Consider the following 12,195-nt stretch of genomic DNA (forward strand, 5'->3'; position numbering starts at 1 on the left):
TTCTCCTCTGATACGTTTATTTAGAAGAAACAAAAGAGACTCCCGAAGGAGTCTCTTAATTAGTGGATTTCATTACTGTTTTGGAACAACTGAGCAGTCAGTTTATGATTAAGTCTTCTGTCACCGTCGTAATCAATATGCGTTGATAATGTATCTCGCGATGTACATCTAAACTGAAGGTACAGTACACCCGCTGGAGTATTTGCAGGGATACTAGCAAATACTCTTCTAACTGACGGACTTGCTTTATAAGGTGGTGTGCTACCAGTGAAAAACTTATTATCTATTCGACTTTCGAAGAAAACGGTTCCGTTTTCATCAACCAGACGATAGATAGCATCGTACTGTCCATCTGAATTCGAGTAGATCGTGACAAAGATAGAATCGATGTTCATCGGTTCAATAATCAATGTTCGATCATAAGGTCTTGAGTTACTTATTGTTACTTGCGTAACATTCAACCATGAATATCTCGACACAGACGCATTACTGCTGCGGTAATTCATGTCTTTAGCTGTTGCAGAGACGATATCGCCGACAATTTTTTCTGCTTGTACTGTTCCGTAGAACTTCGCAGTGTTTGCGGCTGGGTTTACATCTAAGAAGTGACTTGAACCGTCGTTCTGATACCAAATAGTTCGTCCGTTATACCATTGACGAAGACGATACTTACCATCACTGACCATTCTGAATGACTCGCCGTTGGTATTCGGATGCTTGTTTCCGTACCACACAGTGTAATCACTAGAGTTGTTTCCAGTACCTACATACAAAGAACCGCTGATACGACCACCCGTTGCCGTTACCGAGCCTGAAACAACAGCATTAGTCGCGTACATCTTACCGTCTTTATCGACTCTAAACGGAGAAGACGACATAGATGCATTACCCGCAGCTATACGCCAAGTCGAGGCAGAGCCATTCAAACGTACAATGTCATGACCAGAACCAACAACGATATCGCTTGATGCACTGACATGTGATCCATTGATTGCATCAGCCGATATTTTACTTGCAGTAATAGCACCAGATGAAATCTTGGCTGCTGTAATAGCTCCCGTTGATAAGTGATTGGTTTCAATGGCATTCGAGCTGATTTTAGCTGCTGTAATGGAACCCGCTGCGATTTTATTAGCCGTTACCGCATTTGTAGCGATTTCTGAAGCAGTGACACTATTCGCTGCAAGTTGTGTTGCAGTAATAGTACCTGTAGCTATATCACTGGCAACAATCGAGCCTGCTGCAATATGACTTGATGTAATAGCGTTCGCAGCAATCTTCGAAGCGGTCACGGCATCTGCTGCGATTTCACTCGCAGTTACACTATTTGCGGCAAGTTGCGTTGATGTAATCGTACCTGTAGCTATGTCACTAGCAACGATAGAACCTGCTGCGATATGACTTGAGTTAATCGCGTTTGCTGCGATGTTCGAAGCCGTTAAGTTCTTGATTGTCGTATTGTTAATTAACAACTGACCATTCGAGAAATAGAAAGCAACATCATCGTTTGCTGCATTGCCATTATTACCACCAGCAACAATGAACTCATCTGCTGCAACAATAAACTGCGATTTGCCAGTATTACTAGCAAACAACCCCCAAGCGGCTGTTTCAGTCTTATCAGGCGAAGCTACGATGTTGATACGTGTATCAATCGGCGTTCCACTCGGTAAAGTTGGTGCGTTAGCTGCATTGCGTAGCTGACTTAGTTCATTTGAAACACTAGGTATCTGCTCGCTGAATGCTTGTTCTGCTGCATCTAGATCAGACTGCAAGTTGTTCATGGTCGTCTCATGTGCAGCAAGAGTCGTATCATGGTCATTCATACGCAAGTTGTGACTTGCTAATGTACTGTCATGACCATTCATACGTGCATCATGCTGTCCTAACTCAGCTTCATGTGCCGCAAGTACCGCATCATTTGCTGCAATTTGATTCTGTAAATCGGTATCATCAAAAGGCGTTGCATCATTATCGATGTGATAATTCTGAATCGCTTGTTCTGGCGAGAACTTGATATTATCTCTGCCGAAAGAGTCGAAGTGACCTATTTTAATGTACCTGATTTCGTTGTCTGGCGTTCCTTCTGGGTAATACCATGTCCATGATGTTTGTTTGCCAAGCACACCTGCTAGTGTTTGACTTGACGGTACAAAACCTGCTGTTTCTGAAACGTGAATTTCAGTACCAGACCAATCAGAATCTGCGCTCGGGTCGTAGTTGAACCAAATTGCACCCAATCGACCATAATTGTTTAATCCAGTAGGTACATCACACTGAGCGTTAATAGCTGTTGCTGTAGCTGAACTCGTGATGTTAGACATAGAACCGTCTATCGCAACGATTTCAACTTTGACTCTCAAGCTTCGTGTAAGCGACGCTGAGACGTTTTGTTCATAAGTCCAAGTAAACGTGTTATTAGCAGTTGTAAACGTATCTATCAGACTCTCGCCATTACTCACGTCGAACAATGAAACTCTATAATGGCTGAATACCTCGCGAACGAGCTTTATATCTTCAAAGTCTCCCTCTACTTTGCGGTCAAGCATATCGTCCCATTTGAATTCACAAACAAGACCATCGAACTCGCCTACCGCGCCAGTAACATTGGGCAACGTACCTAGCGATGACACAATATAATTGTCGATTTGAACAAAATCAGACGTACCGTACAGATTCGAATGCGTTGCGACACGGAAGTCATAGCTATCTGGGAATAAGCGAGCTACTTTCCATAGTCTATCTTTCGTTCTGCCTAGGCGCGTCCATGCAGATTCGCTTGAACGCTTGTAATCAACAAGAAACTCGGCATCAGCTTCAAACCAAGTTCGATTCCAAGTCAATGTTCCGTAACCACGAGATGTGTAATCTTCGATGCTGAAGTTTAAATTTGTAGGTGCAGATACTTCGGTCTTAACTGGCTTCGCCGAACCACCCCCACCATTTCTCGTTCCCAAGTAGATTTCGTCTGCATATTCGGTTAGAGAGATCGTAGCAATGTTGAATCGGTCACTTGATAGCGAACGTTCGATAGCGGTAACACGAAACTCTTTTTGTTCCCAACCTAACTCTTCATCTGTCACTGTGACGATATCAAAGATACGAACTGGTGTTTCATACAAATCTACGTCAAATCTTATTTGTTTCTGATACTTGCGACGAGCTAGTTCGCGGTTAGCAATCTTTTTCATCGGAGAGTAAGTATCGTTGCGTTTTGAGCCTGCATAACGAACAAGTGGCATTGATAGCGTTACCGATTCAACGAACCCATCTTCAATGATTTGCGGATCGCTATTTACATCTTCAGGCAATGTAAAGACATCTTTTTCTTCATCAAGCTCTGTGTTCTTAAACTCAACTTCTATGACGTTTGCGTAGTCACTTGAGTTTTGTTCAGTGATCTCTAGCGTGCCGTTGATGATGTTGTGCTCATCAAAATCTTGAACTGGCATTTCTACGTCTTCATAACGCAACTGAATGAAATCGCCGCCGTTTGTTAGACTCAAGTTCGCACATTTCAACATATCATCAATGTTCTTTGAGAACTCTTGCGTGTTGTCTAGCTGACCATCAATATGAAAGTCATTTTCATCACACCACGTCGCGGCAGCTTTGAATGATTCGATATCGAAGAATTCAAGCGGTTTACCCATGCCATAGTAGTCATTGGTTAGATAATCTAAAATTGCTAATGCTGGGTTACGGCCACATTCGCGATGATTTTCTGGAATATCAGGGGCTGTATGATAGAACTGCTTTTCGCCAATTTGATTATATCGCGGGTCGTAAAGAGGAAGACCATCTACAAGCATCGAAACCTTGAATTGGTCAGCCATAATACGAACAGCTTCTTCATCGACAATACGGCGAGATCGAATAGCGACTGCACACACGCGATCACCACGCATTGCATCTGTCCATTCACCATCGCCGTAATCAATCGCTAGTTGCATTGGAACACCAGTGTCTAACCCTGCACGCAATTGAATCTCACATTGTTTTTCAAAGCCATTGATCAAGCTACTGCTACCATAACGTAGCTGATTAGTGCCACCATCAGGGGTTTCTCTACGAGAAACTAGATCACTACCTAGTACTTCGACATCATCAATGTATAACTGTCGAATACCAGTAACACCGATACCACATGCAAATACATTTAATAGGTTTGCTCGGTTACGGTTCTGTACGTTGTTGTAAACAGGAATGCCATTTGCAACGCAAGTACCATAAACAGGGTTTCGTGCTGCACTTGTACCTGATTTATTAACCGATGTACCTGTATCGTTGACCGAGTTATCAAACTGAGATGCCATGTAAATCGAGATACCCGCACTTACTGCGGTAGCTACGACAAATGGTATAGCTGCTTGTCCCATTGTTACTCCCTACTAAAAACCAAACAGTGTTTGAAATGTCTGGTTTCGATTAATTTGAATACTTCACCGTCGAGATTGAACGTGTAATGACCAAGGCAAATAGCTACATGAAGTCCATTGATCAAGATGTCACCCGCCGATATAGCGTTGAATGATTTCTGCTTGTATTTATCGCTAGCTATAACGAACGATTTGACTGAGGCATGTCCCGTTTCTTTCTTCGCTACACGAGCACCACCTCTCGTTGTCGTGTAGCGACCTTGCATGATTTTGAATAACTCAGGTTCGAAGATTTCAAGAAACATTAGGTTGCAATCAAGCTCGCCATAGACGAGCTTCTTGTTTCGATAACGTCTAAGAACCGTATTGATTGCTACGAGATCCATAGTTCTTCTTGCTCCGTAGTTGCTACGAATTTGAAGAAATCATCACCAGGATGTCTTGCTGTGTGCGTTGCTTGACTTGTTCGACATAAGTCGGGGATTTTCTTCAGATTTCCGAGCATTGACTGTGTTGTGATGTTGATAACAAGCGTGCCTGTATCGTGGTCAATTGACGTATTTGGCGTATCGCAAGTGCCTCTGTGATAGAAAATTGCTGTGTTGTCAGGTACTACGTTCGTACCATCTGCCACTGTCGCAAGCAGCACTTCAATCGGCGCTCGTTTAAACCCATTGTTATCGATTTCTCTACGGTAAGCGGGGTCGATACCACCTAGCGTGAAACTTAAACCGATACTTGTTAAGTCAGCGGTCAAATCAAGATCATCAATATTGATGATGTCGCCAATACCGATATATTCGTAACCGTTGTAAGTTACGTTGAACGGTGCTGTACACATACGATGAACTCTACCCGCTGGGGCGGCTGTCATATCTAGTGAAATTAAAACGATGTCCATTAGATTGCCTCTATAAAGTTGATAGTTGTCTCTACGAGTAAGCCGTTTTCTGAGTAGTCGATAGTCGGTATTTGATCATCTAGGCGACACGTGATCTTCGGTGCTACGAACTCAACAGGTGATGTATCAAGTTGCGGTTTCATCAAAGCGGGATAGATTTCTACAACACCATCTCGCGTAACGTCATCGACTACGAAATAGGTCTTAGGATCATTAAGCATCGTGAAACAACTGCCTGCTGATATCCCTGTAAACAAACCACCAAGGTTTATCGTGTTAGCGCCGATATTTGCTGGGCTTGCTAGAGTCGGGTTTCTGTAAATGTCACTTTTGAAGTGCATCGGTAAGTCGAGATAAAACGTGTTATATCGACCACGTAGTTTGAGCATGAATGCTGTCCACGCTTTCTGTGCTTTCAACCCTTGAATAGAGACATCAAAAGAGCCTTCAATACGATGTAATCCACGATCACGAGAACGTGTTTTCAGAGATATTGATTCGGTGTTAAAGCTCGGCATGTTGTGCTTGATTTGCACGTTTGAAATTATGATTTCGTCAGGTAAATGTAGAGTTGTCATTTGTTTCTCCCTTATTGTTTTATTTAGTGAGAAACAAAAAGACTCCCGAAGGAGTCTTAGATTTATTAGCCACGTTTAGCGTCTCGGACGTTCGCGTTTAACTTTGTCGTTCATTGCAGCTATTAAGTTGCGGTGCTTAGAAAGCTCTGTAGCGAACCAAGCTTTATCTGTCACGTTACCGTTGATAGTCATTGGTGCAGATATAGTCGTAGTACCGTTATTACCGTCTTTCGCATTAGCAAGATATTCAGTCAAATCTTGGTTAGCTTTCGGCTGTACGACACGTTCACCAGCTTTCAATAAGAACGATTTGTTGTTCATGCTTTCAGGAACTGAGTCTGTACCACCGTGATACTGACCAGTAGCTAGACCACCGATTGTTGTACCAGCGATAATACCCGCAGATGTATAACCCATAGCTCGAATTGCTTGTTGTGAAGCTAGAGCTTGCGGTAATGTCATGTTCTCTGTGTAAGCAAGTGCTTTAGCAGCGGCAAGTTCTGTTGCGACAATAGTGTTCGCGATAGCAATGCCTTGGTTGGCAACGAATGCTACTTTTGCAAGTGTTTCGTTCTCTTTCGAGATATTGCCAAGCTTGCTCGTAATGTCAGACATACCAGACAAAAACGTGTTCATGTTGTTCAAGTCATTCATTGTCTGTTGACGACTAATCAATGACATCGAATCAGCATGTCTTTGCTGCTCTTGTTCCATCAACTGATTGATACGAGCACGTTCTGAATATTCCCATTGTTTGGTCATAGACAGTTCGTTTTGAAGTAACTCAGAGTTCTGTTTGAACTTCTCAAGTTCAATCTGTTCAGGAGTCATCATGCTATTGCGTTGCGACGCTATTTGCTTCGCTACGTCGTTTAGACGCTTGTTACGCTCTTCGATGCGCTGTTGCTCAAGTTTGACTAATTCTGCTGCTTGTTGCTCTCTGAAGCGTTTCTGCTCTGCTGCTGCTTTACGTTGTTCGCGTTGTGTCTTAGCTAGTTGCTTTTGACGCTCAACTTCTGCCTTTGCTGCATCTTTAACTGCTTTGGCATCTGCTTTCTGCTTGTCGATCTTGTCGTATAACGTATTGATATACTGGACAAGTCGCTCGCGCTGTTTTGGCAAGATATTAGAACCAGCTTCAGACAATGCATTTTCTATCGCTTGTTGACGTGCTGATTTATCTTGAATCTCTGAACGCAAGCGATACGATTCAATCATGTCTTCGATTGCTTGGTGTTTTCGGTTGATCGAATCTACATCGTCATCATTTGCAGCAGTCGAACGTCTTAGTACTTTGTTGTAACTATCATGACGTTCTTCTGCTTCTTTTAAGTCTTGTTCGTAGACGCTCATTGCAGCACGAGCTTGTTCATACTGCTTTTGGTCTTCTTTAGACAAACGACCAGTTTGCTGTACGCGACGGTCAATCGTTTCCATTACAGCTTTCTGTTTCGTGATTTGATCGTTCAGTGATTTGATCGTTGCTTTATCTTGCTTCTGTAAGTATTCAACTTGAACAGCATTGAGATACTGAGCTTCGTCAGCCATTTCGCGTAGCTTTTCAATGACAGATTTACTTGAACGAACAAGCGATTCGTTGCTTGCGTCTAAGTCTGTACCTGCTTTAGAAGCCATACCCATTGCAGACGCGATAGCAAGAGCTGCACCAGCAAGCGCACCCATTGGGCCAAGTAGCGATAAGATTTGTGGACCCTGTTGAGCTAAGATAATCAGATTGTCAGTACCCATTTGAGCCTGAACTGCAATATCTTGAATCTGATAACCCATGCCCTGAGCAGCCGACTTAATACGCTTTTGCATCGTATTGAATTCTTTGCTCATTTTGCCCGTTTGTTTTTTAGTCTCTTCTTGGGCTGCGACTAGCTTTCGGATATAGTCAATATTGTTCGCCGTCAGGCGAACGTTAACTTGACTTAATTGTTGCGACATTGGTTACTCCCTTAGTAACTTGTTCAACTCCCTGACCACGTACCAACGCGGAAACTCGTTTGCTTGCTCAATGTCGATTTCTTCACGAATTTTCTGTCGGATGTTTTCTAACGCTTTAACGCGAACGTTCTCAGGCATCATGACGGTCTGATTTACTAACTGGCGTGCTTTGAATACCCGTTCATCTTCTAATTCTTCAGGTACACCGTTTTGCAAATACGGGAACATTTCATGTGGCTGTAGACCTTTCTTGTAGACTTGATGAGACAATAGAGACGCGATCATCCCAAGCTGGTGTGCTTGTCGGTCATCAGTAAAGGGATGCCATGCATTCAATGCTTTGAACTCGGCAATTATTTCGAAAGGTAGTTGTTCGATGTATTCAAGACTCCAACCTGTAGCAATTGCCAGTTGGAGCATGAATTTGTAATCTGGTTCTTCGATTAAGCGTCTTGCGGCTTTTTTTCATCAGCGTTGAAGATTGCATTAACGACTTTAGTAACTAAGTCGATAGGCAATGCTTCTACTTCGTCTAGCTCTTCCATTGTGAAAATCGGTGAGCCGTCTTCTTCACAAGCGCATAGTGCAAAAACAGCACTGTTCATTTGTTCTGATTTACAGCTTTGAGCAATCGCAAGTTGCGGTGCAGTCATGTGTTTGTAGTAGTACTTCTCACCGTCGATTTCGACTGTGTGAATGTGATCTTTGAGTTTTAGTAAACGTTCTTTAATGCTCATCTTTTATCCCTCTTTAAAGAGCAGCCCAACGCAAAGAGAGAAACGAAGGGCTGCATATTCTGTGAAATTATTTAGTGGTTAATTAAGCGTTATCAGTCCAATCACCTAGAGCACCGTCTACTGACAGACTGAAAGTGATAGTTGTTACTGAGTCGAAATCACCAGATGCTGATTTACTCGCAACTTGACCGTTGAATGTGTAGAACGAACCTGCTGTACCTGATTCATCCGCAAGAACTTCAACTTTGAATGTCTGAATACGACCTGATTTGTACTCTGCAAGTAGGTATTGATGAGTCGCGTCTGCTGGGTTGAAGTTAACAACTAGTTCTGCTGCACCTGTTGATGCTGAACCTGCTAGTTTGCGTTGATACGTTTGTCCGTATTGCGGTACGTCGATAATGTTTCGTTCATCGGATGGGTGACTAAACGATTGCACGTTCGAGATCTCAGTTTCTGTATTACCAGAATCAAGATCTTCGTAATAAACCTTGGTGAAGTTACCAAGAGAAATGTCAGTTAAACCTGCCATGTTATTGTTCCTTGTGTTTCATGGTGATAGTTAGCGTTTTCGTGTAGACCATCATGTCGGGGTCAAAACCGTCTTGGCAGTCTTCTACCAACACAAGAGCGAAATCTGAGTCGCTATGCTGGTCTAACTTATTTAGAAGTGCTTGTGCCGCTGCATGGCACTGTGCATATTCTTCGTGCGCTACAAACACCGTGAATGAATGTGTTGAGATCGATGTAACTCGAAGTCGCGAATCTATATCTCTACTCAAAGCGTCTTGAGCGAATGCGTAAGCAGGGTAACTAGCATTTCGAGGGATATAGACGGGATAAGCACTGCCACCTGTCGTTGTATCAAGCAGTGCTTTGAATTTGTCGTGTACTAATGTCAAAGCCATTTCTTGCCTTTGCCGCCTCGTGTGTTGATGTAGTTTGTTCGTGCGCCACGCAACGATTTGTATGTCGTTTTCGCGTACAGTCCGATGTAGAAGTTCATTCTCTTCGCCCAGATGTTGACGACGCGATTTGCTGAAGTACCTAAGCCTCGATGCATGAATGCCATTGCCTTTCTTGGTGCTTTTCTATGAACCGTATGCAAGTTGCGATATGGCTCTCGGCTCATTCGCCCGTATGTCTGCGACGGCACACCTACTTCGTTCATGAACGGATAACGCAATGACTTACCGCGCCATGTTTTCGATCTGTTTGCTTGGTCGAACTTCGGTGAAAGAGTCGTTTCGATCATGTATTGATTCTTACTACTCTTATTTACCTTCCCTGATTTACCGACTTTTGGTTCATGGTTGTAGTAACCACGTGTCGCTGTTAGATATCGCTTGGTATTGCCTGTTCTTCCACGAGGTGCGAATGAGCGAGATGCTCTAACAACTGGCTTGAAAGCTTCAGTACCCGCTCTCATGAATGCATCTTTCATCCACTTTTTGCCACGAGTATCGTGATCTGCCATTCCTTTGAGTGCTTCGTTCAAATGGTCGAAGTTGATTGGTATTGCATTTACTTCAATACCGCTGTTAGTCATTGCCATTAACGACCTACCTTGACTTTCTTCGCTGTGATGATCATCGTGCGCTTCATGAAGTCAGGGTCTATTGCTGATTGAATCTCGTACTCTTCACCCTCGAACACGATATACATCGTGTCTCGACGACCTTTGATCTGTCGGTTGTATCTACAAAAGAAAACAACGGTTTCAACGTTTCGACGAAGCAGAGTTCCATCGACGACTTCTTTTTCGTGTTCAACATCAGCTTGAAACTGACCTACTTTGACTCTTGAATTAGTTGGCGCACCGTATTTGTCTTGTGCTTCTACAATGTCGTAAAGCTCGACTCTGTGCCTTAAACGCCCTGCTCTCATACGCTATCCCTCAAGTAACCAGTTTGGATAACTCGGTACTGCTCAAGTAAACAGTTCGTAGCAAGCGGGACTTCTTTTAGATTGATTGCGGTTGTAGCTTCGCGATTCTCGTACCAGTGACCAATTAGCATTAATGCCGCAAGTTTAATGTCATGGTACAAAGGGATATCACCCGTCGAACCGTCCCAGCGCACTTTCTGATTCAAGAAAGTATCGATGTACGACTGCGCCGCTTTTAATAGCATTTCTAGATAACGGTCTTCGTAGGTATCTTCGATTTCGATTCGGCACTGAAGCTTGATCTCTGAAAGTTCAATCATTACTCCGCCTTAGCTCTGCGCGTTCTCTTCTTCGGTGTTTTAGTTTCGAGTGCTACTGGTTCTGGCTTAGTTTCAAGTACTGGCGCAGAAGCAAAGTAATTCGGGTATTTGCTTAGAACGCGAACATCTTCCACTTCATCACCGACATCAAAAGAACCAAACTCACACGCGAACGATAAATTGCATTTCATGTAGTGCTCCTTAAAACAAAAACGCCCCTCCCGATGGAGAGGCATTCAGTTAGTTAACGTGTGATTAAGCCGCTGCTTCTAGTTGACCGTAGATCACGCCTTCTTTACGAGTAACCATCAGACCTACACGTTGGTTAGCACGTACAGTTGTGATGTTTGATTGGAAGTCAGTACCATCTGATTTGCTTGATTCGATAGTCATACCGTTGCGCGCAACTACAGATACGTAGCGAGTATCTACAAGCATGAATGAACCTTGAGCGATACCAGTTGACTTAACGATTGGTAGACCCCAGATACGAGCACCGTTTGCATCACGTACAGAAGCTGCAACAAAATGACCATCAGTACCTTTCGCTAGATCGAAAGCTGCTGCGTCGAGTGGGTGCATGATTAGTACTTGTGGGTTGTACTTACCAGCTTCAGCTTGTGCCATTGCTTTACGGATAGATTCGATTGAGCTATCACCCGCTTCAGGCGTGAACACGATATGGTTATCAGTGTGAGTCAGACCTTTAACTTGACCAGCAGTACCAGTACCGCTAACGATTTGGTCTTGAATCTTCTCAGCAACTTGTTCTGGTAGACGAGTGTTGATTAAAGAAACAACAAGTGCGTTGTCTTCTTGCATCGGACCAGAAAGTTTAGTGAAGTGACCAACTTCTTGAATATCAAGAGTTTGTTCGTCAAGCGTGTAATCAGTTTCTTTGAACGCTGCTAGTTCATCTGCACGAACGTCTGCGTTGCCACTGTCAAGTACTTCACGGAAATAACGTAGTGAGTGAGAATTTGCTGCTAGTGTTGGTAGCGCGTCAAGAATGCTTAGGTCTTGACGTGGTGCAGCTACAACACCCGGCAAACGTTGGTCCCAAGTAAGTGCAGAAGCGTTAGTTGCAGCTTTTACTTCAATACGTGAACGAGTTGCTTTACCTTCGCGAATAGCTTTGAATTCGTCTGATTCTACGAACTGTTCACCGATTGATTTAGCTTCAGCAATTGCGCCGTGTAGATCACCCGCAGATGTTTTAGCTTCGATATCACGAAGACGTGATTTCAGTTCTGCAACTTCTTCTCCTACTGGCGCGACAGTTGCTTCGATTTCAGATTTAGTCGCCATTTGACCAATAGCGTCTAGGATTTCTTTAGACATAGTTTTCCCTTGTGTCTTGAATTAAATTTGGGTATGATTTAAGAATTGTCAGAGTTGCATCCACAGCATCACGCAGGGAAAACACAGGACTGACTCGCCTGC

At 43.4% G+C, this 12,195-nt stretch carries 14 protein-coding genes; all 14 read right to left on the bottom strand.

Features of this window, described 5'->3' with window-relative positions:
• Positions 1-59: 59 nt before the first annotated feature.
• The 14 genes from NL626_RS05435 to NL626_RS05500 all read right to left on the bottom strand — a co-directional run bounded on the left by NL626_RS05435 (position 60) and on the right by NL626_RS05500 (position 12,093).
• Positions 60-4,379 (bottom strand): hypothetical protein, encoded by a 4,320-nt coding sequence (locus NL626_RS05435; RefSeq protein ID WP_253657069.1) that lies wholly within the window; start codon positions 4,377-4,379, stop codon positions 60-62.
• A gap of 2 nt (positions 4,380-4,381) precedes the next feature.
• Positions 4,382-4,765 carry a hypothetical protein gene (locus tag NL626_RS05440; protein WP_077281048.1) on the bottom strand — a complete coding sequence of 128 codons (384 nt, stop codon included), beginning with the start codon at positions 4,763-4,765 and terminating at the stop codon, positions 4,382-4,384.
• Positions 4,753-5,280, bottom strand: coding sequence for a hypothetical protein (locus NL626_RS05445; protein ID WP_213899905.1), 528 nt, complete (start codon positions 5,278-5,280; stop codon positions 4,753-4,755). The genes NL626_RS05440 and NL626_RS05445 overlap by 13 nt, the downstream gene beginning before the upstream one ends.
• Positions 5,280-5,858 carry a hypothetical protein gene (locus tag NL626_RS05450; RefSeq protein WP_253657070.1) on the bottom strand — a complete coding sequence of 193 codons (579 nt, stop codon included), beginning with the start codon at positions 5,856-5,858 and terminating at the stop codon, positions 5,280-5,282. Before NL626_RS05450 ends, NL626_RS05445 begins: the two co-directional genes overlap by 1 nt.
• Before the next feature lie 75 nt (positions 5,859-5,933).
• On the bottom strand, positions 5,934-7,808 hold the full coding sequence (locus tag NL626_RS05455) for a hypothetical protein (protein WP_253657071.1): 1,875 nt from the start codon (positions 7,806-7,808) through the stop codon (positions 5,934-5,936).
• A 3-nt stretch (positions 7,809-7,811) separates the two neighbouring features.
• Positions 7,812-8,228, bottom strand: coding sequence for a hypothetical protein (locus NL626_RS05460; RefSeq protein WP_213899908.1), 417 nt, complete (start codon positions 8,226-8,228; stop codon positions 7,812-7,814).
• A gap of 23 nt (positions 8,229-8,251) precedes the next feature.
• Positions 8,252-8,545, bottom strand: coding sequence for a hypothetical protein (locus tag NL626_RS05465; protein ID WP_213899909.1), 294 nt, complete (start codon positions 8,543-8,545; stop codon positions 8,252-8,254).
• An 82-nt stretch (positions 8,546-8,627) separates the two neighbouring features.
• Positions 8,628-9,077 carry a hypothetical protein gene (locus NL626_RS05470; RefSeq protein ID WP_213899910.1) on the bottom strand — a complete coding sequence of 150 codons (450 nt, stop codon included), beginning with the start codon at positions 9,075-9,077 and terminating at the stop codon, positions 8,628-8,630.
• A gap of 1 nt (position 9,078) precedes the next feature.
• Complete coding sequence (locus tag NL626_RS05475) at positions 9,079-9,453, bottom strand: hypothetical protein (RefSeq protein WP_213899911.1); 375 nt, start codon at positions 9,451-9,453, stop codon at positions 9,079-9,081.
• A complete protein-coding gene (locus NL626_RS05480; protein WP_253657072.1) occupies positions 9,444-10,100 on the bottom strand; it encodes a hypothetical protein in 657 nt (218 codons plus the stop codon). The genes NL626_RS05475 and NL626_RS05480 overlap by 10 nt, the downstream gene beginning before the upstream one ends.
• Positions 10,100-10,432 carry a head-tail adaptor protein gene (locus NL626_RS05485; protein WP_253657073.1) on the bottom strand — a complete coding sequence of 111 codons (333 nt, stop codon included), beginning with the start codon at positions 10,430-10,432 and terminating at the stop codon, positions 10,100-10,102. Before NL626_RS05485 ends, NL626_RS05480 begins: the two co-directional genes overlap by 1 nt.
• On the bottom strand, positions 10,429-10,752 hold the full coding sequence (locus tag NL626_RS05490) for a head-tail connector protein (protein WP_077281038.1): 324 nt from the start codon (positions 10,750-10,752) through the stop codon (positions 10,429-10,431). The genes NL626_RS05485 and NL626_RS05490 overlap by 4 nt, the downstream gene beginning before the upstream one ends.
• Positions 10,752-10,943, bottom strand: coding sequence for a hypothetical protein (locus tag NL626_RS05495; RefSeq protein ID WP_253657074.1), 192 nt, complete (start codon positions 10,941-10,943; stop codon positions 10,752-10,754). Before NL626_RS05495 ends, NL626_RS05490 begins: the two co-directional genes overlap by 1 nt.
• A 64-nt stretch (positions 10,944-11,007) precedes the next feature.
• Positions 11,008-12,093 carry a phage major capsid protein gene (locus tag NL626_RS05500; protein WP_253657075.1) on the bottom strand — a complete coding sequence of 362 codons (1,086 nt, stop codon included), beginning with the start codon at positions 12,091-12,093 and terminating at the stop codon, positions 11,008-11,010.
• Between the last annotated feature and the right edge of the window lie 102 nt (positions 12,094-12,195).

Origin of the sequence: Vibrio sp. Y58_MX_L22 (assembly GCF_024181865.1) — a bacterium.
GTDB lineage: Bacteria > Pseudomonadota > Gammaproteobacteria > Enterobacterales > Vibrionaceae > Vibrio > Vibrio alginolyticus.